The following is a 19418-nucleotide window of genomic DNA, read 5'->3' as shown; positions in this document are numbered from 1 at the left end:
GGGCCGTCAACTCGGTCCCGCCGGTCCCCCGTCGGGGTCCGCCCGGGGCCCGGCCGGGGTCCCGGCGTCGTGGTCCCGGCCGCGCGGACCAGGGGTTAGCGTGGTCGGGTGCCGTACTTCGACGCCGCGTCGTCCGCGCCCCTTCACCCGATCGCCCGGCAGGCGCTGCTCGCCGCGCTCGACGAGGGCTGGGCCGATCCGGCCCGGCTGTACCGGGAGGGCCGCCGGGCGCGCCGGCTGCTGGACGCCGCCCGCGAGACCACCGCGGAGCTGGTCGGCTGCCGCCCGGACGAGCTGGTGTTCACGTCCTCCGGTACGCGCGCGGTCCACGACGGCATCGCCGGGGCGCTGGCGGGCCGCCGCCGCACCGGCCGGCATCTGGTCGTCTCGTCGGTCGAGCACTCCGCGGTCCTGCACTCCGCGGAGGCCCACCGGGCGGCGGACGGGGACGTGACGTACGTGCCGGTCGACCGCGGCGGCCGGGTCGCGCCCGGGGCGTACGCCGAGGCGCTGCGCGCCGATACCGCGCTGGCCTGTCTGCAGTCGGCCAACCACGAGGTCGGCACCGAGCAGCCGGTCGCCGAGGCGGCCGAGGAGTGCCGGGACGCCGGGGTGCCGCTGCTGGTGGACGCGGCGCAGTCGCTGGGCTGGGGACGGGTCGCCGGGCCGTGGTCGCTGCTGGCGGCGAGTGCGCACAAGTGGGGCGGCCCGCCCGGCGTGGGGCTGCTCGCGGTGCGCAAGGGCACCCGCTTCGCGCCGTCGGGCCCGGCCGACGAGCGGGAGTCGGGCCGCGCGCCCGGCTTCGAGAACATCCCGGCCATCGTCGCCACCGCCGCGTCGCTGCGCGCCGTACGCGGGGAGGCGGAGGCCGAGGACGCCCGCCTGCGGGCGCTGGTGGACCGGATCCGTGCGCGGGTGCCGGAGACGGTCGCCGACGTGGAGGTGGTCGGCGATCCGGAGCGCCGGCTGCCGCATCTGGTGACGTTCTCCTGTCTGTACGTGGACGGGGAGGCGCTGCTGCACGCGCTAGACCGGGCGGGTTTCTCGGTCTCGTCCGGGTCTTCGTGCACGTCGAGCACGCTGACGCCGAGCCATGTGCTCAAGGCCATGGGCGTGTTGTCGGAGGGCAACGTGCGCGTGTCGCTGCCGCAGGGGACGTCGGCGGAGGACGTGCAGGGCTTCCTGGGGGCACTGCGGGACGCGGTCGCCGCGGTGCGGGCGGAGCTGGGCACGGTGAGCGGTGCGGCGGAGGAGGCGCCGGGCGGGGAGCTGGTGGTCGACGCGCGCGGCCGGCGCTGCCCCATCCCCGTCATAGAGCTGGCGAAGGTCTTCGACCGGGTGCCGGTGGGCGGCACGGCACTGGTGCTGTCGGACGACGAGGCGGCGCGGCTGGACATCCCGGCGTGGTGCGGGATGCGCGGGCAGGAGTACGTCGGCGAGGAGCCGGCGGCCGGCGGCGGCACGGGCTACCGGGTGCGGCGCAGGAGCTGAGCGGCCGGTCCGTACGGCGGACGCGCGGCGGACGCCCGGCTCGTCCTGTCCGCCGGGCGCCCGCGCGGCACCGTTAGTCCTGCGCCGTCTCCGGCAGGTGCTCCTGCACCTCGGCGGCGGCTTCCTGCCCGTACGCCTTGGTGAACCGGGCGACGAAGTTGCTGCGCTGCAGCTCGTACTCCTGCGGGCCCACGGTCTCGATGACCAGCGTCGCCAGCATGCAGCCGAGCTGCGCCGCCCGCTCCATGCTCACGCCCCAGCTCAGCCCGGACAGGAAGCCGGCCCGGAAGGCGTCGCCGACGCCCGTCGGGTCCGCCTTGCGCTCCTCCTCCGGGCAGCCGACGAGGATCGGCTCCTCGCCGGCGCGGTCGATGCGCACGCCGCGGGCACCGAGCGTGGTCACGCGGGTGCCGACGCGGGTCAGCATCTCCTCGTCGCCCCAGCCGGTCTTGGTCTCGATCAGCCCCTTCTCGTACTCGTTGGAGAAGAGGAACGCGGCGCCCTCGGTGAGGGTGCGGATGCCGTCGCCCTCCATGCGGGCGATCTGCTGGGAGTAGTCGGCGGCGAAGGGGATGCCGCGGGTGCGGCACTCCTCGGTGTGGCGCAGCATCGCCTCGGGGTCGTCGGCGCCGATGGTGACGAGGTCGAGGCCGCCGACGCGGTCGGCGACGGTCTTCAGCTCGATCAGCCGGGCCTCGCTCATGGCGCCGGTGTAGAAGGAGCCGATCTGGTTGTGCTCGGCGTCGGTGGTGACGACGAAGCGCGCGGTGTGCAGCACTTCGGAGATGCGTACGGAGCCGGTGTCGACCCCGTGCCGCTCCAGCCAGTCGCGGTACTCGTCGAAGTCGGGGCCGGCCGCGCCGACGAGGATCGGGCGGGCGCCGAGCTGGCCCATGCCGAAGCAGATGTTGGGTCCGACTCCGCCGCGGCGCACGTCCAGTTTGTCGACGAGGAACGACAGCGAGACTGTGTGCAGTTGGTCTGCGACCAACTGATCGGAGAACCGACCGGGAAAGGTCATGAGATGGTCGGTCGCGATGGAGCCGGAAACGGCAATATGCACGGCGTACGCTCCTGTAGGCGGGGCAGGTAACGCGGGTAGTGCTCACGCTACCGGCTGAACACCGGCCTCCGGACGGGTTCGACCCGGCCAAAACTACCTGATAGTAGGTCTTACCCCTCCTCCCCGCGGATGCGTACGGTCGGGACATGCACAAGGACTCGCGTGCCTCCGCCACCCCCCTCCCGCCGCCGGCCTTTCCGAGCACTGCGCCCCTGGAACTGGACGGCGGCCTCGCCGAGCTGCGCACCGACTGCGCCCGGATGGCGCCGCACTGGTCGGGGCACGCGCACACCCCCTCGGGGCACGTGCCGGACTCCCGGATCAGCGGTCTGGCGCGGATCATGGTCCCGCCGGCGTCCGCGGACCTGCTCCGCGGCATGTCCGAGTACGGCGACTGACCCCTTCGCCCGGTCGGCTCCCCCCGGAGGGAACCGGATCCGCGTGACCGGCGTCCCATCGTCATCCCCGACGAAGGAGCCGAACGGTGAGCACCGAGCACACCCCAGGTCCCGCGCCTGAGCCCGAGCCCGCGCACGCCCGCGCGTCCGGGCCGGACGGCCGGGACGCCGACGACCCGGGCGGTCTCGGCCGGCACGGCGAGCCCGGCCACCCGGACGGCGGCAGGCGCCGGCCCGGCGTGCTGGTGGCCGCGGCCGTCGCCGCCGCGGTGATGCTGACCGGCGGCGGGGTCGCGTACCTGGTGGACCGGACGGACGACGGCGGCGGCGCCGGCTCCGACGGCGGCGAGCCGCCGCCGCTGCGGCTCGACGGGCTCTCCGTGGAGACCGCGGCGACGGGTGCGCGCGGGCCGCTGCGGCTCGTCGGCGAGCTGCCCGAGGGGCCCGACGAGGCGCCGGTGTTCGAGCCGGCGGGCCGGGTCGGGGCCGCCGACGTGGCGCGGCTCGCGGAGGCGCTGGGGATGGACGGCAGGCCCCGCGAGGAGGGCGGCGGCTGGCGCGTCGGCGTCTCGCGCGACGGGCAGGGTCCGCTGCTCCAGGTCCAGGCGGAGGCGCCGGGCGCCTGGACGTACCACCAGTACGGCGGCACGGCCTGCGACCTCCCGCTGCCGGCTCAGCAGGACGGCGGCGACCCGGACGCGGCGGTGACGTCCGCGTGCGAGGCCCCCGCCCCCCGGCCCGGCGGCCAGGCGGGCGACCCGGTGCCCGGGTCCGCGGCGGAGAAGGCCGCGGAGCCGGTGCTCGCGGCGGTGGGCCAGAAGGACGCCGAGGTGGCGGCGGCCGAGCCGTTCGGGGCCGTGCGTACGGTGACGGCGGAGCCGGTCGTCGGCGGCCTGCCGACGACGGGCTGGCAGACGTCGCTGCAGATAGGCGGGGACGGGCAGGTGACCGGCGGCAACGGCTACCTGGCCGCGCCGGCCGAGGCGGACACGTACCCGGTGATCACGGCGGACGCGGCGTTCCGGGAGCTGAACGAGCCCTCGGGCGGCAACGGCGAGGAGCCGGCGGTCGCCCCGGCGTGCGCCTCCGCGGTGCCGTACGAGAAGGGCACGGGGCCCGGCAAGCCGCCGGCCGGCAAGGTGGACCCGTGCATGGGCAGGATGACGCCGACCAAGGTGCGCGGCGCCGAGTTCGGGCTCTCCGCACAGTCGGTGGAGGGGCGGCCGGTGCTGGTGCCGTCCTGGCTGTTCGCGGTGACGAGCGACGCGCCGACCCCGTTCCACGGCGGCAGGCCGGGCACGATCGTCTGGCCGCAACTGGCCGTCGCGCCGGAGTACGTCACCTCCGCCGAACCGAGCACGCCGCCGGTCCCCGAGCCGGCCCCGCCGACATCCGCCCCGGGCGCCGAGCCCGGCGCGGGCGGCGGCTCCGGCAGCGACTCGGGCAGCGCCCCCGGCACGGGCAGCGGCTCGGCGCCGGAATCGCCCGGTCAGGTGGAGCCCGCCGAGCCGGCGCAGCCGCCGTCGTCGGCGCCGGAGGAGCAGCCGGAGAACGGCGGTGCCGTGGGCAGCGCCGTGGGCATCGAGTCGTACTCGGTGTCCGGGCGCACCCTGGAGCTGCACTTCTGGGGCGGCGTGTGCACCGATTACGCGGCGACCGCCGACGAGTCGGACGGCACGGTGACGGTGCGGCTCACCGGCGAGGAAAAGCCGGGCCAGGTCTGCATCAAGATCGCGAAGCGCCTGACGGAGACGGTGGAGCTGTCCGCGCCGCTCGACGGGCGCAGGGTCGTGGACGCGCGAACGGGAGAGCGGGTGGCGGCCAAGGAGGAGTAGTAAGAACTTGCCACGCCGGGCGGCGACGCCCACACAAGCGGAAGGCGGCGGAACCGTGGGGGTTTCCGCCGCCTTCCTCATGCCGGTACGGGCCGCGGCCCGTGCGCTCCGGGCGGTTCGTCAGCTGAAGGAGTCGCCGCAGGCGCAGGAGCCGGTGGCGTTCGGGTTGTCGATCGTGAAGCCCTGCTTCTCGATGGTGTCGACGAAGTCGATGGACGCGCCGGTCAGATACGGGGCGCTCATCCGGTCGGTCACGACCGAGACGCCACCGAAGTCCTTGACGACGTCGCCGTCGAGGTCGCGGTCGTCGAAGAAGAGCTGGTAGCGCAGGCCGGAGCAGCCACCGGGCTGTACGGCGACGCGGAGCTTGAGATCCGGCTGGCCTTCCTGCTCCAGCAGGCTCTTGACCTTCGCCGCAGCGGCGTCGGACAGAATGATGCCGTCGACTGCGGTGGTCTCGCCCTGAACGGTCATTCGCATGTCTCCCGGGTTGTGGACTGCTTGCCGATCGAGTCCAACCGGCCGCGCTCCCGATTCATTCCGGCCGGGGGCGCGCGTTCTTGCTCCTTTCATGCTCGCATACGCCACCACTTCGGGTCATCCGCCCGAGGTCGGAGGAGGGCCGTACGGACCGGGCCGGGGCCCGCGGGCGGCATTCGTCACATTGACGCGAGCACCATCGTCAACCTGACGCGAAGGGGATATGATTAATAACGTCAATGTGACGAAAATGGATGCGCCGGCAGCCCGCCGAGAGCCGAAGAGAAAGGGTGGAGTGCGCTGTGACCACCGCCCAGGACCTTGATGTGACCCCCACGCCCCTCGCCCTGCTGCTGCTCGGGCGGGAGGCCGACCCCTCCAGCGAGCGCGGCGTCGACTGTCCAGGCGACCTGCCCGCCCCTTCGGACCCCGGGCTGGTCGAGCGCGCCCGCGCCGCCAAGGAGCGGCTCGGCGAAAAGGTCTTCGTCCTCGGCCACCACTACCAGCGCGACGAGGTCATCCAGTTCGCCGACGTGACCGGTGACTCGTTCAAGCTGGCCCAGCAGGCCGCCGCCCGCCCCGAGGCGGAGTACATCGTCTTCTGCGGTGTGCACTTCATGGCCGAGTCCGCGGACATCCTCACCTCCGACGCCCAGGCGGTCGTCCTGCCCGACCTGGCGGCCGGCTGCTCCATGGCCGACATGGCCACCGCCGAGCAGGTCGCCGAGTGCTGGGACGTGCTCACCGAGGCCGGTGTGGCGGACGTCACCGTCCCCGTCTCGTACATGAACTCCTCGGCGGACATCAAGGCGTTCACCGGTCGGCACGGCGGCACCATATGTACCTCCTCCAACGCCGAGCGGGCCCTGAACTGGGCGTTCGACCAGCGCGCGGCCGGCACGGGCAAGGTGCTGTTCCTGCCCGACCAGCACCTCGGCCGCAACACCGCGGTACGCGACCTGGGCCTGTCCCCCGACGACTGCGTCCTCTACAACCCGCACCGGCCGAACGGCGGCCTGACCGCGGAGCAGTTGCGCGCCGCGAAGATGATCCTGTGGCGCGGGCACTGCTCCGTGCACGGCCGCTTCTCGCTCGACTCGGTGAACGAGGTACGCGAGCGCATCCCCGGCGTGAACGTGCTGGTCCACCCCGAGTGCAAGCACGAGGTGGTCGCCGCCGCCGACCAGGTCGGCTCCACCGAGCACATCATCAAGGCCCTCGACGCGGCCCCCGCCGGCTCGAAGTGGGCCGTCGGCACGGAACTGAACCTCGTCCGCCGGCTGGCGAAGCGGCACCCCGACAAGGAGATCGTCTTCCTCGACCGCACCGTCTGCTTCTGCTCCACGATGAACCGCATCGACCTGCCCCACCTGGTCTGGGCACTGGAGTCGCTGGCCGACGGCAAGCTCGTCAACCGCATCGAGGTCGACAAGGAGACCGAGGACTTCGCCAAGCTCGCGCTGGAGCGGATGCTGGCGCTGCCCTGACGTCCGGATGCGGGGGGTGACGCGGGCCCGGCGCAGGGCAGAGGATTGACCTCATGATCCTGCGCCAGGTCCGCGACTCGAAGGACGACGCCGAGGCCGTACGCCTCACCGCCCACGCCGCGTTCGCCGCCTCGCACGCCGCCAAGGGCGACCCGCCCGAGGAGCCCGGCGAGAGCGAGGCGATCCTCCTGCGCAGCGTCGTACGGCACCTGGCGCGCACCGACCCCAGCGGCTGCTGGCTGGCCCTGGACGACTCCGGCCGGCCGGTGGGCGCGGCGCTGTCCACCAGACGCGAGGGCACCTGGGGGCTGTCGCTGCTGGTCGTCACGCCGGAGGCGCAGGGCAAGGGGCTCGGCAAGGCGCTGCTCGCGCGCACGCTCGTGTACGGACGCGGCTGCCTGCGCGGCCTCATCTGCGGCTCCCGCCACCCGCACGCGGCCCGCGCCTACCGCGCCGCGGGCTTCACCCTGCACCCCGCCATGCGGCTGCGCGGCACCGTCGACCACGCCGGTCTCGAACCGCCCACGGGCGCGGTCGTCGAGGGCGGCCCGGGCCAGCGCGACCTCATGGACTCCGTCGACCGCAGGCTCCGCGGGGGCGCCCACGGCCCCGACCACACCGAGCTGCTGCGGCACTACCGGTGCATCGTCTCCGACGACCTCGCCGGCAGCGGGTACGCCTACCTGCGCGACGGCGAGGTCGAGATGCTGGCGGCGACGTCGCGCCGGATCGCGGCGCGGCTGCTGACGGCGGCGCTGCTGAGCCTGGCCCCGGGGACGGCGGCGCGGGTCGCGCACCTGACGGCGGACCAGGAGTGGGCGGTGGACGTGGGGCTCGCGGCAGGGCTGGAGCTGACGACGGCGGGTTACGTGTGCGTCCGGGGCATGCGGCCGCCGGCGCCGTACCTTCCGTCGGGGATGTTCCTGTAGCGGTACGGGCCCGGCCGCACGGGCCTAGCCGCCCGGGCGGACGAGGCCCGACTCGTAGGCCAGCACCACCAGTTGGGCCCGGTCGCGGGCGCCCAGCTTGGCCATCGTGCGGTTGACGTGCGTCTTCACCGTCAGCGGGCTGACCTCCAGCCGGCCGGCGATCTCGTCGTTCGCCAGGCCGCGGGCGACGAGGCCCAGCACCTCGCGCTCCCGGCTCGTCAGGACGGCGAGGCGGTCCGTCGCCGCCTGGCCCCCGGTGACGTCCGCCGTGCCGCCCGGCGAGGTGTCGCCGGCCGCCAGGAAGCGGGCGATCAGCCCCTTCGTCGCCGTGGGCGACAGCAGCGCGTCGCCGTCCGCGGCCACCCGGATGGCGGCCAGCAGCTCGCCGGGCTCCGCGCCCTTGCCGAGGAAGCCGGACGCGCCGGCGCGCAGCGCCTCGATGACGTAGTCGTCGACCTCGAAGGTCGTGAGGATCACCACGCGCACGTGGTGGAGGCTGTCGTCCTCGGAGATCGTGCGGGTGGCGGTCAGGCCGTCGGTGCCGGGCATCCGGATGTCCATGAGGACCAGATCCGCGTCCGTCTCGCGGACGATCCGCACCGCCTCCGCCCCGTCGCCCGCCTCGCCGACGACCTCCATGTCCGGCTCGGAGTCGACCAGGACGCGAAACGCGCTGCGCATCAGCGCGTGGTCGTCCGCCAGCACCACCCGGATCGGCCGCGTCCGCGGCGGCGGGACCTCGCTCACCCCTGCTCCTTGATCGCCTCGCCGGGCGCGCGGCGCAGACAGCCGGGCGCCCGCGTCCCGTTCGTCTCGCGCGGTGGCCGGTCCCGGCCCGGGCCGCCGGCGGCGTGCGTGCCGCCCGTGTCCGCGTCCGCGGTCACCCGCAGCGGCAACCGTACCCGTACCTCGAAGCCCGTCCGGCCGTCCGCACGCTCTCCCGCCGTGCACCGGCCGCCCAGCGCGGCGGCCCGCTCCCGCATGCCGACGAGCCCGAGTCCGCCCGCACGCTCGCCGTCCGCGTCCCCCTCGGCACGGGCCCGCCCGCCATCGTCCCGTCTGCCGTCGTCGCGTCCGCCGTCCGCCGCGGTGCCGTCCCCGCCCCGGCCGTCGTCGCGGACCGTGACCTCCAGCCCGTCCGCCTCCCGCGACAGGCTCACCACCGCGTGCGCCTGCTCCCCCGCGTGCTTGCGCACATTCGTCAGCGCCTCCTGCAGCACCCGGTACGCCGCCAGGTCCACCGCCGCCGGCAGCCCGCCGATCACCTCGGCGGCCCGCTCCACCCGCGTCGTCACCGCCGTCCTGCGCGGGCCCAGCTCCGAGGCGACCTCCACCGACACCGGCGTGCCCGCCCGGACGAACCCCTCCACCAGCTCCGTCAGCATCGCCAGCCCCGGCGCCGGCTCGGTGGGCGCGTGCGGGTCGCCGGACTGGCGCAGCAGCCCGACGGTGGTACGCAGCTCCTCCAGCGCCGTGCGACCGGCGTCGCGTACGTGCGCCAGTGCCTCCTTGGCCTGGTCCGGGCGGCTCTCCATCACGTGCGAGGCCACCCCCGCCTGGACGTTGACCAGCGCGATGTGGTGCGCGACGACGTCGTGCAGCTCGCGCGCGATCCGTACCCGCTCCTCCGCGACCCGCCGCCGCGCCTCCTCCTCGCGGGTCCGCTCGGCCCGCTCGGCGCGCTCGCGGATGGCGTCGACCACGGCCCGGCGGCTGCGCACGGCGTCGCCGACGCCCGCGGCCATCCCGGTCCAGGCGAAGACCCCGAGGTTCTCGTCCGCGTACCAGGGGCGGTCGCCGAAGAGCATCATCGCGAACGTCAGCACCCCGATGGTGAGCAACGCGATCCGCCAGGTGGTGTGCCGGTCGGTGCGGGCGGCGACGGTGTAGAGGGCGACCACGACGCTCAGCGCGATCGGCGAGCGCGGGTCGCCCGCCGAGGCGATGACGTGCGCGATGGTCAGCGCCATCGTGGCGGAGAGCACGGCCCACGGCACCCGCCGCCGCAGCACGAGGACGGCGCAGGCCGCGGTCGCGAGCACGACCTCGGCGGGGCCGAGGTCGGCCGGCGGCGGCGCGTTCGCCCCGCGGTCCGGGAACACGGAGCTGATGAGGATGGCGGCGAGCGCGGCCGCCGCCAGCAGGGCGTCGGCCGCGAGGGGGTGCGCCCGCAGCCAGCGGGGCAGAGCGGCGAGTGAGGTCACGGCAGCGGGGTGTGCAGAGGAGGGCCGGCCCCGGTCCTGACGACCGGGGCGCGGAGCGGCCGAGGCGTTCGTGAGGGGAGTCCGGGAGTCAGCTGGGAATGAGGCCGTCGTCGCTGAGCATCTCCCGGACCTCCTCCAGGGAGGCGTCAGGCCCCGGGAGGATCAGCTCGGAGGGCTCCAGCGCGTCGTCCGGCAGCGGGGTGCCCAGCGAGCGTACGGCGTCGAGCAGGGCGCCGAGCGTCCGCCGGAAGCCGGCCTCGTCACCGCTCTCCATCTCGGCGAGCAGTTCGTCGTCCAGCTTGTTGAGCTCGGTGAAGTGGCTGTCGTCCAGCTTCACCTGACCCTCCCCCATGATCCGTACGATCACGGCCTTCTCCCGTTCTTCCGAGCCCGTCGCGGGGCAGTCACTGCTTGTCGAACCGCGGCGCGTCCTGCGGCGGGGCCTGCTGCTGCGGCGGCGTCTGGGCGCCCTGCTGGCCGCCCTCGATCGCCTGCTGCTGCTCGGCGGGGCCGCCCGCCAGCTCTGCCTTCATGCGCTGCAGCTCCAGCTCGACGTCCGCGCCGCCGGAGAGCCGGTCCAGCTCGGCGGAGATGTCGTCCTTCGCCATCCCCGTCGGGTCGTCCAGCGCACCGGAGGCCAGCAGCTCGTCGATCGCGCCGGCGCGGGCCTGCATCTGCGCCGTACGGTCCTCGGCGCGCTGCACGGCCAGGCCGACGTCGCCCATCTCCTCGGAGATGCCGGAGAACGCCTCGCCGATCCGGGTCTGCGCCTGCGCCGCGGTGTACGTGGCCTTGATGGTCTCCTTCTTCGTCCGGAAGGCGTCCACCTTGGCCTGCAGCCGCTGGGCGGCGAGGGTGAGCTTCTCCTCCTCGGTCTGCAGCGTCTGGTGCTGCGTCTCCAGGTCGGTGACCTGCTGATGCAGCGCCGCCTTGCGGGACAGCGCCTCGCGCGCAAGGTCCTCGCGGCCGAGGGCGAGGGCCTTGCGGCCCTGGTCCTCCAGCTTGGCGGACTGGTTCTGCAACTGCCCGAGCTGCAGCTCCAGGCGCTTGCGCGACGTCGCCACGTCGGCGACACCCCGGCGCACCTTCTGGAGCAGCTCAAGCTGCTTCTGGTACGAGTAGTCGAGGGTCTCGCGCGGGTCCTCGGCCCGGTCCAGGGCCTTGTTGGCCTTCGCGCGGAAGATCATCCCCATCCGCTTCATGACACCGCTCATGGGCCTCGCGCGCCCCCTTCTGACGGACTTCAGCCTCGGCACATACTCTGCAGAACCCACAGTACGGGCCCTGCTTCCATTACCGCACTGCCTGGGCGCCAATGCGCTCCTCCTGTGGGACGAACCGCGGGGGGTCCGTCCTCCCGCCCAGGGAGTAGACGACCGTAGGGGCTCCCGGTTCACGCGCCCCCACAGGTAGTGACACGCACGCCGTTGCCGGATCGTTCCCCCTCGCTCTGTGTCGTACACCCGACTGCCCCTATTCTTGGGCTTGTGTTCGGAAGCCGTTCCAAGGATGACCAGTCCACTGAGCCCGAGGTGAGCGCGGTGGAGTCGAAGCATGTGCGTCCGGCCGAGGCGCCCAAGGGCAGGCCCACGCCCAAGCGCAGCGACTCGCAGGCGCAGCGCCGCGCCATGGCCAAGACGCCGGTGACGCGCAAGGAGGCGTCGAAGCGCGCGCGGGAGACGCGCAGGGCCGACATGGCCCGCCAGCGCGAGGCCCTGGCCTCGGGCAACGAGAAATACCTGCCCGCGCGCGACAAGGGCCCGGTGCGCAAGTTCGTGCGGGACTACGTGGACTCGCGGTGGTGCGTGGCGGAGTTCTTCCTGCCGCTGGCCATCGTCATCCTCATGCTCAGCATCACGCCGTCGGCGGGGCTGAAGAACATCTCGCTGCTGCTGTGGCTGTTCGTGATCGTGCTCATCGTCTTCGACTCGATCGCGATCTCCGTGCAGGTGAAGAAGCAGCTCAAGGCGCGCTTCCCGGACGAGAGCCACCGCGGCGCCCGGGCGTACGCGCTGATGCGCACGCTGCAGCTTCGCCGGATGCGGCTGCCGAAGCCGCAGGTGAAGCGGGGCGAGCGGCCCTGACGCCGGCGGGCGTACGGGGCGGAGACCGCCGCGTACGCCCGTACGAGCCGAACGCCGCCGCCCGGTGCCGGGCTCCCGCTGCGGGCTTGCCGCTACGCGCCCTCGGCCGCCGCGAGGCTCATCGGGCCGTAGACCTCGGCCCCGTCCTCCAGCAGCCTGACCTGCTCGACGCCGCCCGCCAGCAGGTCCTTCCAGACCTCGCCGAGCCATGACTCGGCGTCCCCCTGGGTCGTGAAGTCCTCCGGCTCCACCGCCGGGGTCGTCTCCGTGCCGTCGGCCTTCTCGAACCGCCAGGTCCACGCTGCCATGAATGCCTCCGTCCCACGCCGGATAGTGCGCTCGCAGCGTAACCGAGAGCGCTGAAGCGCGGCCCCGCCCGGGCGCGGGACCGCCGCTCGCGAGACGATCGGGGCGTGGACATCACCCTCCTCGGCACCGGTGCGCCCGCCGGGCTGCCGCGCCCCGGCTGCCCCTGCGCGGCGTGCGCCGCCGCCGTCGGGCCCGAGGCGCGGGCGGCGACGTCCGTCCTGGTGGACGGCATCGTGCTGCTCGACCTCACGCCCGGCGCGGCGCTCGCCGCGGCGCGTGCCGGGCGGACGCTGTCCGGCGTCATGCAGGTGCTGCTCAGCCACCCGCACGACGGCCCCGCCCTGGCGCCCCCGGCGGGCGTGCCGGCGCCGTCGCGGGCGCCGGACGGGCAGGAGGTGACGCTGATCAGCGGGCACCGGGTGCGGGCCGTCGCGGTCGACTTCCCCGGCACCGGGTACGAGATCACCGGGCCCGGCGGGCGGCGGCTGCTGTATCTGCCGCCGCGGGCCGCGCCGGCCGGCCTGGAGGGGCCGGTGGAGCCGTACGACCTGGTGCTGCTCGACGTCTGCGGCCGCCCCGACGCGCTCGCCCGGCTGCGCGCCCACGGCGCCGTCACCGCCGCCACCGACGTCGTCGCCGTCCACCTCGGCGGCCACTCCGGCGACGCCTCCGGGCCGACGCCGCCGCCGGGGCCGGAGCTGCACCGGCGGCTCGCCGCCGCGGGGGCCAGGGCCGTACCGGACGGGCAGGGCCTCGTCGCGGGGCACGGCCCGGACAGCCCCGCCGTGCCGCGGCGCACGCTGGTCCTGGGCGGCGCCAGGTCGGGCAAGTCGGTGGAGGCGGAGCGGCGGCTCGCGGCGTTCCCGGAGGTCGAGTACGCGGCCACCGGCGGCGCCCGTGACGGGGACGCCGAGTGGGCGGCGCGGGTCGCCGTCCACCGCGAGCGCCGGCCGGCGAGCTGGCGTACCACCGAGACCTGCGACCTGGTGCCGCTGCTCGCCGCGCACGGCGCGCCGCCGCTGCTCGTCGACTGCCTGTCGCTGTGGCTGACGGACGCCATGGACCGGGCGGGAGCATGGGAGGGCGGCGACGTACGGCCACGGGTCGACGAGCTGGTCGCGGCGGTACGCGCCACCCGCCGCACGGTCGTCGCGGTGAGCAACGAGGTCGGCTCGGGCGTCGTCCCGGCCACCCCGGCGGGCCGGCTGTTCCGCGACGAGCTGGGCCGGCTGAACGCGGGGGTGGCGGCGGAGTGCGAACAGGTGCTGCTGGTGGTGGCGGGACAGGTGCGGGTCCTCCGGGGGTGATCGGTTCTGCGGTGCGGCGGGTGCCGGGCCCGGGGAGACCTCCCGCGTGCCGCGTACACCCCTGCTCCGATACCGGATCGGATACGGACCAACCGCCCGCGCACCGGTCCCCGCGGGCGCGGGCAACCTCGGGGGCAGCGGAGTCGGCGGCGCCCCCGGCGGGTAATCTGCGCCCGTGAGCGGCCTGAATCTGGACGACTTCATCAACGACATCGACCGCCCCGACTCGGCCATCCGCCGCGATGCCGAGGAGTGGCGGGCGACCCATGGCCCACGCCCCGGCGCGCTCGGCCGCCTGGACGACCTGGGCGAGTGGCTGACGGCGGCGCAGGGCGGTGTGCCGGCGAAGCCGGTCGCGGAACCGCGGCTGGTGCTCTTCGCCGGCGACCACGGCGTCGCCGGGCTGGACGTCTCCGGACGCGCCGCGGGCACCGCCGACGTGCTGGCCCGCGCCGCGCTCGACGGCCGGAGCACCTCGGCGATCCTCGCCCGCCGCTTCGGCGCCGGGCTGCGGGTCGTCGACATGGCGCTCGACTGCGACCCGGAGTCGCTGCCGGAGGAGGTCACCCGCCATCGCGTACGCCGCGGGTCCGGCCGTATCGACGTCGAGGACGCGCTGACGGCCGAGGAGGCCGAGGAGGCGTTCCGGGCCGGCATGGCGGTCGCGGACGAGGAGGCCGACTCCGGTACGGACCTGCTGCTCCTCGGCGACCTCAGCGTCGGCGGCACCACGGCGGCCGGCGCGATCGTCGCGGCCCTGTGCGGCACCGACGCCTCCGTGGTCACCGGCCGCGGCGGCGCGGGCATCGACGACCTGGCGTGGATGCGCAAGTGCGCCGCGATCCGCGACGCGCTGCGCCGCGCGCGGCCGGTGCTGGGCGACCAGTTGCAGTTGCTCGCGACGGTCGGCGGCGCGGACCTCACCGCGATGACGGGCTTCCTGCTGCAGGCGGCGGTACGCCGCACGCCGGTGGTGCTCGACGGGGTGGTCTCGGCGGCGGCGGCGCTGGTCGCGCAGCGGGTGGCGTTCCGGGCGCCGGACTGGTGGCTGGCCGGTCAGGCGAGCGGCGAGCCGGCACAGGAGAAGGCGCTGGACCGCATCGCGATCGACCCGCTGCTCGACCACGGCGTGACGACGGGCGAGGGCGCCGGCGCCCTGCTGGCCCTGCCGTTCCTCCAGGCGGCGGCAGAGCTGTGGGCGGACCTGCCGGAGAACACGGCCGGCCCGGAGGACCCCGCGGCCGAGGAAGCGGTTGACGACATCACCTGACGCGGCCGGCCCCGCGGAGGGCCGGGACCCGGGGCGGCCGGACGAGTCGCACGAGACCGCCGGTCCCGGTCCGGCGCCCGACGCGGCCGGCCCCGCGGAGGGCCGGGACCCGGGGCGGCCGGACGAGTCGCACGAGACCGCCGGTCCCGGTCCGGCGCCCGACGCGACCGTGCACGACCGGTCCGATGCCGCAGACCCGGACGACCCCCGCCCCGGCCCGTCGGGCGGTCGTACCGCCCCGGACGCGCCCGCCTCCCCTCACCTCGACGCGCTGCGGTTCGCCTTCGGGACCCTCACCGCCCTGCCCGTACGCGTCCGCCGCTGGGACCGCGCCGCCGCCCGCGGCGGCATGCTCGCCGCGCCCCTCGTCGGGCTCGTGCTCGGCGCAGTCGCGGCCGGGGCCGGCTGGCTGCTGCTGCTCGCGGGAGCCGGGGCGGCCGTCGCCGCCGTGGCCACCGTCGCCGTGCCGGCCGTGCTGACGCGCGGGCTGCATCTCGACGGGCTCGCCGACACCGCCGACGGGCTGGGCAGCGGGCGGCCCGCCGCGGGAGCTCTGGCGGTCATGCGGCGCTCCGACATCGGCCCGTTCGGCGTGATCACGTTGCTGCTGGTCCTGGGCGGGCAGGCCGCCGCGGTGGCCGAGTTGTACGGCGACGGCTCCCGGACCCGCGCCGCGCTCGCCGTCACCGCCGCCGCCGTCGCCGCCCGCGCGGCCCTCGCCCTCGCCGCCCGCACCGGCGTGCCGGCGGCCCGCCCGGAGGGCCTGGGCGCCGCGGTGGCGGGGGTGCTGTCCGCCCGTACGGCCGTCGGCTGCACGGCAGTTGCCACCGCCGTGACCGCCGCGGCGGCCGGGCTCCTCTCCGGCCAATACGCGGCGCTGCACACCGCCCTCGCGGTCGCCGCCGGTCTTGCCGCCGCCGAACTGCTGCGGCACCACTGCGTCCGCCGGCTCGGCGGGGTCACCGGCGACGTGTTCGGCGCACTCGCCGAGACCGCCGCGACCGCCGCCCTCGTCGCCGCCGTGCTGGGGCCCGCCTAGGCCCCTCGTCAACTTCGCGCCGTCCGCACACCGGACGTGACACCCGACGGCGCGTCCCCACCGCCTGCCGCGCTCCCCGGACCACCGCGCCCACCCCCTCCTCACCGCCGTCGGGCCCCCGTCGAGCACCCGGCGTCAACCTCCGACGTCCGCACTTCGGGCGAACGGCGCGGGTTCGGCACGCGACCGACGCCGCCGCCGACGCCCGCGGCGCCCCGCGGCGGGTCCCCGCCACCTGCCCGTACGCGGGGAAACCCGCCGTCAACCCGCCGCCCTCCGCGGGCGTCGTACCGCATACGATGCCGCGTACATTCCCCGAAACCCGCACCCGAGAATGGATCTTCACCACCGTGACTGCTCTGACTCTCAGTTCCTCGTCCGCCGCCGGCCTGCGTGCGGACGCCGTCGTCGTGGGTGTGGCCAAGGGCCCCAAGGGTCCCGTGCCGGCCCCCGGCGCCGAGGCGGTCGACGAGGCGTACGGCGGGAAGCTGGGGGCCGTGCTGGAGGCCCTCGGGGCGTCCGGCGGTGAGGGCGAGGTCACGAAGCTGCCCGCCCCCGACGGCCTCAAGGCGCCCCTCGTCGTCGCCGTCGGCCTCGGCGCCGTGCCCGAGAAGGGCGCGGGCTACGACACGGAGACCCTGCGCCGCGCCGCGGGCAGCGCCGCCCGCGCGCTGGCCGGTGCGAAGAAGGCCGCGTTCGCGCTGCCGCTGGACGTCGCCGACGACACCGCCGCCGTGGCGGAGGGCGCGCTGCTCGGCGCGTACGCCTTCAACACCTACCGCAACGGCGGCGCGGCCGCCGACGCCAAGGACGCGAAGGACGACAAGGGCACCAAGGGCGGCAAGGCCGCGAAGGGCAAGGCGAACGGCAACGGCGCCAAGGCCGCGCTCGCCGAGATCGCCCTCCTCGGCGGCAAGCGCGACAAGGCCCACCGCGCCGCCGTCGAGCGCGCCTCCGTGCTCGCCGACGAGGTCAACCGCGCGCGCGACCTGGTCAACATCCCCTCCAACGACCTCGACCCCACCGGCTTCGCCGCCGCCGCCCAGCAGGCCGGCAAGGAGCACGGCTTCAAGGTCACGGTGACCGACGAGAAGGCGCTCGCCAAGGGCGGCTACGGCGGCCTGCTCGGCGTCGGCCAGGGCTCGCAGACCCCGCCCCGGCTGGTCCGCCTGGAGCACCGGCACCCGAAGGCCGAGCAGACGATCGCGCTGGTCGGCAAGGGCATCACCTACGACTCCGGCGGCATCTCGCTCAAGCCCGCCGGCCACAACGAGACGATGAAGTGCGACATGAGCGGCGCCGCGGCCGTGCTCGCCGCCGTCTCCGCCGCCGCCCGGCTGGAGCTGCCGGTGAACGTCACCGGCTGGCTGGCGCTCGCCGAGAACATGCCGTCCGGCTCCGCCACCCGCCCCGGCGACGTACTGCGGATGTACAGCGGCAAGACCGTCGAGGTGCTGAACACCGACGCCGAGGGCCGGCTCGTCCTCGCCGACGCGCTGACGAAGGCGTCGGAGGAGAAGCCCGACTACATGATCGACGTGGCGACCCTCACCGGCGCCATGGTGCTGGCCCTGGGCAACCGCACCTTCGGCATCATGGCCAACGACGACGCCTTCCGGACCCGGATCCACGTCCTCGCCGAGGCGGCGGGCGAGCAGTCCTGGCCGATGCCGATGCCGCCGGAGCTGAAGAAGGGCATGGAGTCCCCGATCGCCGACATCGCCAACATGGGCGAGCGGATGGGCGGCGGGCTGGTGGCCGGGCTCTTCCTGGAGGAGTTCGTCGGCGACGGCATCACCTGGGCGCACCTGGACATCGCGGGCCCGGCCTTCAACTCCGCGGGACCGTTCGGCTACACCCCCAAGGGCGGCACCGGCTCCGCGGTGCGCACGCTGGTCGCGATCGCCGAGGAGGCAGCGCACGGCGACCTGGTCTGACGTGCACCGCAGCCCGCCGGCGACCGGTCTTCGGCCCGGCGGGGTGCGGCCCGCGTCTCCGTCTTCCGGCGACAAGTGCGAAGATGGCTGGTGGCAGGACAGGGCCTCAGTAGTAGAGCGGCCGATAAGGAGCCGCCGCCCGGCCGCACCACGGCCGGCCACCGGCGCACATGCATGGAGGACGTGACGTGGCGAACGACGCCAGCACCGTTTTCGACCTGGTGATCCTCGGAGGCGGCAGCGGTGGCTACGCCGCCGCCCTGCGAGGCGCTCAGCTTGGTCTTGACGTCGCCCTGATCGAGAAGGACAAGGTGGGCGGCACCTGCCTGCACCGCGGATGCATCCCGACGAAGGCGCTGCTGCACGCCGGGGAGCTCGCCGACCAGGCGCGCGAAGGCGCATCCTTCGGAGTGAACACCTCGCTCGACGGCATCGACATGGCCGGCGTGCACAAGTACAAGGACGGCGTGGTCGCCGGCCTCTACAAGGGCCTGCAGGGGCTGATCGCCTCCCGCAAGGTCACCGTCGTCGAGGGCGAGGGCCGGCTGTCCTCGCCGACCTCGGTGGACGTGAACGGCCAGCGGTACAGCGGGCGGCACGTGCTGCTCGCCACCGGTTCGTACTCGAAGTCCCTGCCGGGCCTGGAGATCGACGGCGACCGCATCATCGCCTCGGAGCACGCGCTGGTCCTGGACCGGGTGCCGAAGTCGGCGATCGTGCTGGGCGGCGGCGTCATCGGCGTGGAGTTCGCCTCCGCGTGGAAGTCCTTCGGCACCGACGTGACGATCATCGAGGGCCTGAAGCACCTGGTCCCGGCCGAGGACGAGAACAGCTCCAAGCTGCTGGAGCGGGCCTTCCGCAAGCGGGGCATCAAGTTCAACCTGGGCACCTTCTTCGAGAAGGCGGAGTACACCCAGGACGGCGTCAAGGTCACCCTCGCCGACGGCAAGGAGTTCGAGGCCGAGCTTCTGCTGGTCGCGGTCGGCCGCGGCCCGGTCTCGCAGGGCCTGGGCTACGAGGAGCAGGGCGTGGCCATGGAGCGCGGCTTCGTCCTGACGGACGCGTACAAGCGCACGAACGTGCCCACGATCTCCGCCGTCGGTGACCTGACCCCGGTCCTCCAGCTCGCGCACGTCGGCTTCGGCGAGGGCATCCTCGTCGCGGAGCGGCTGGCCGGGCTCGACGTGGTGCCGATCGACTACGACGGCGTGCCGCGGGTGACGTACTGCCACCCGGAGGTCGCGTCCGTCGGCATCACGGAGGAGAAGGCGAAGGAGACGTACGGTGCCGACAAGGTCGTGGCGCTGAAGTACAACCTGGGGGGCAACGGCCGGAGCAAGATCCTCAAGACCTCGGGCGAGATCAAGCTCGTCCAGGTCAAGGACGGCCCCGTGGTCGGCGTGCACATGGTCGGCGACCGCATGGGCGAGCAGGTCGGTGAGGCGCAGCTCATCTACAACTGGGAGGCGCTGCCGGCCGAGGTGGCCCAGCTCATCCACGCGCACCCGACGCAGAACGAAGCGCTCGGCGAAGCCCATCTGGCGCTGGCCGGCAAGCCGCTCCACGCTCACGACTGAGCCACGGA

At 74.7% G+C, this 19418-nt stretch carries 18 protein-coding genes; 11 read left to right on the top strand and 7 right to left on the bottom strand.

What is annotated here, in order from left to right; all coding sequences use genetic code 11:
* The first annotated feature begins 108 nt into the window (after positions 1 to 108).
* On the top strand, positions 109 to 1491 hold the full coding sequence (locus tag ABGA99_RS09210; RefSeq protein ID WP_347575402.1) for an aminotransferase class V-fold PLP-dependent enzyme: 1383 nt from the start codon (positions 109 to 111) through the stop codon (positions 1489 to 1491).
* A 73-nt stretch (positions 1492 to 1564) separates the two neighbouring features.
* Here ABGA99_RS09210 and ABGA99_RS09205 read toward each other — a convergent pair whose 3' ends face one another.
* Complete coding sequence (locus ABGA99_RS09205; RefSeq protein WP_347575401.1) at positions 1565 to 2554, bottom strand: carbohydrate kinase family protein; 990 nt, start codon at positions 2552 to 2554, stop codon at positions 1565 to 1567.
* Between the two features lie 146 nt (positions 2555 to 2700).
* On the opposite strand from ABGA99_RS09205, the gene ABGA99_RS09200 reads away from it, so the two are divergent.
* Both ABGA99_RS09200 and ABGA99_RS09195 read left to right on the top strand, forming a co-directional pair.
* Positions 2701 to 2952 (top strand): hypothetical protein, encoded by a 252-nt coding sequence (locus ABGA99_RS09200; protein WP_347575400.1) that lies wholly within the window; start codon positions 2701 to 2703, stop codon positions 2950 to 2952.
* Between the two features lie 86 nt (positions 2953 to 3038).
* Entirely contained in the window at positions 3039 to 4787 is a 1749-nt protein-coding gene (locus ABGA99_RS09195; protein WP_347582460.1) for a hypothetical protein, read from the top strand.
* Positions 4788 to 4907: 120 nt separating this feature from the next.
* Here ABGA99_RS09195 and erpA read toward each other — a convergent pair whose 3' ends face one another.
* A complete protein-coding gene (gene erpA / locus ABGA99_RS09190; RefSeq protein WP_018837629.1) occupies positions 4908 to 5261 on the bottom strand; it encodes an iron-sulfur cluster insertion protein ErpA in 354 nt (117 codons plus the stop codon).
* A gap of 308 nt (positions 5262 to 5569) precedes the next feature.
* On the opposite strand from erpA, the gene nadA reads away from it, so the two are divergent.
* Together nadA and ABGA99_RS09180 are read left to right on the top strand one after the other, a co-directional pair.
* A complete protein-coding gene (nadA, locus tag ABGA99_RS09185; protein ID WP_347575398.1) occupies positions 5570 to 6754 on the top strand; it encodes a quinolinate synthase NadA in 1185 nt (394 codons plus the stop codon).
* 53 nt (positions 6755 to 6807) lie between these two features.
* The gene (locus ABGA99_RS09180) at positions 6808 to 7683 is read left to right on the top strand and encodes a GNAT family N-acetyltransferase (protein ID WP_347575397.1); all 876 of its coding nucleotides are present in this window, start codon (positions 6808 to 6810) and stop codon (positions 7681 to 7683) included.
* A gap of 24 nt (positions 7684 to 7707) precedes the next feature.
* On the opposite strand, the gene ABGA99_RS09175 is transcribed toward ABGA99_RS09180, so the two are convergent.
* The 4 genes from ABGA99_RS09175 to ABGA99_RS09160 all read right to left on the bottom strand — a co-directional run bounded on the left by ABGA99_RS09175 (position 7708) and on the right by ABGA99_RS09160 (position 11101).
* Complete coding sequence (locus tag ABGA99_RS09175) at positions 7708 to 8430, bottom strand: response regulator transcription factor (protein ID WP_347582459.1); 723 nt, start codon at positions 8428 to 8430, stop codon at positions 7708 to 7710.
* The gene (locus tag ABGA99_RS09170; RefSeq protein WP_347582458.1) at positions 8427 to 9887 is read right to left on the bottom strand and encodes a histidine kinase; all 1461 of its coding nucleotides are present in this window, start codon (positions 9885 to 9887) and stop codon (positions 8427 to 8429) included. Before ABGA99_RS09170 ends, ABGA99_RS09175 begins: the two co-directional genes overlap by 4 nt.
* An 88-nt stretch (positions 9888 to 9975) precedes the next feature.
* Positions 9976 to 10254, bottom strand: coding sequence for a hypothetical protein (locus ABGA99_RS09165; protein WP_018837621.1), 279 nt, complete (start codon positions 10252 to 10254; stop codon positions 9976 to 9978).
* Between the two features lie 37 nt (positions 10255 to 10291).
* Positions 10292 to 11101 (bottom strand): PspA/IM30 family protein, encoded by an 810-nt coding sequence (locus ABGA99_RS09160; protein ID WP_101424950.1) that lies wholly within the window; start codon positions 11099 to 11101, stop codon positions 10292 to 10294.
* Positions 11102 to 11419: 318 nt separating this feature from the next.
* Here ABGA99_RS09160 and ABGA99_RS09155 point away from each other — a divergent pair, with 318 nt between their 5' ends.
* On the top strand, positions 11420 to 11971 hold the full coding sequence (locus ABGA99_RS09155) for a DUF3043 domain-containing protein (RefSeq protein WP_347575721.1): 552 nt from the start codon (positions 11420 to 11422) through the stop codon (positions 11969 to 11971).
* A 92-nt stretch (positions 11972 to 12063) separates the two neighbouring features.
* On the opposite strand, the gene ABGA99_RS09150 is transcribed toward ABGA99_RS09155, so the two are convergent.
* Positions 12064 to 12279, bottom strand: a complete 216-nt coding sequence (locus tag ABGA99_RS09150) for a hypothetical protein (RefSeq protein WP_347575394.1) — start codon at positions 12277 to 12279, stop codon at positions 12064 to 12066.
* Between the two features lie 105 nt (positions 12280 to 12384).
* On the opposite strand from ABGA99_RS09150, the gene ABGA99_RS09145 reads away from it, so the two are divergent.
* The 5 genes from ABGA99_RS09145 to lpdA all read left to right on the top strand — a co-directional run bounded on the left by ABGA99_RS09145 (position 12385) and on the right by lpdA (position 19410).
* A complete protein-coding gene (locus tag ABGA99_RS09145) occupies positions 12385 to 13587 on the top strand; it encodes a bifunctional adenosylcobinamide kinase/adenosylcobinamide-phosphate guanylyltransferase (protein ID WP_347575393.1) in 1203 nt (400 codons plus the stop codon).
* A 175-nt stretch (positions 13588 to 13762) separates the two neighbouring features.
* Positions 13763 to 14857, top strand: coding sequence for a nicotinate-nucleotide--dimethylbenzimidazole phosphoribosyltransferase (locus ABGA99_RS09140; RefSeq protein ID WP_347575392.1), 1095 nt, complete (start codon positions 13763 to 13765; stop codon positions 14855 to 14857).
* A 271-nt stretch (positions 14858 to 15128) separates the two neighbouring features.
* Complete coding sequence (locus ABGA99_RS09135; RefSeq protein WP_347575720.1) at positions 15129 to 15896, top strand: adenosylcobinamide-GDP ribazoletransferase; 768 nt, start codon at positions 15129 to 15131, stop codon at positions 15894 to 15896.
* A 350-nt stretch (positions 15897 to 16246) separates the two neighbouring features.
* Positions 16247 to 17833: a leucyl aminopeptidase gene (locus ABGA99_RS09130; RefSeq protein ID WP_347575391.1), complete on the top strand. Its 1587-nt coding sequence runs from the start codon at positions 16247 to 16249 to the stop codon at positions 17831 to 17833.
* 188 nt (positions 17834 to 18021) lie between these two features.
* The gene (lpdA, locus tag ABGA99_RS09125; protein ID WP_347575390.1) at positions 18022 to 19410 is read left to right on the top strand and encodes a dihydrolipoyl dehydrogenase; all 1389 of its coding nucleotides are present in this window, start codon (positions 18022 to 18024) and stop codon (positions 19408 to 19410) included.
* The last annotated feature ends 8 nt before the right edge of the window (positions 19411 to 19418 follow it).

Origin of the sequence: Streptomyces sp. B5E4 (assembly GCF_039871555.1) — a bacterium.
GTDB lineage: Bacteria > Actinomycetota > Actinomycetes > Streptomycetales > Streptomycetaceae > Streptomyces.
The sequence above is the reverse complement of the archived record's forward strand: the minus strand, read 5'-3'. Positions and strand labels throughout refer to the sequence as shown.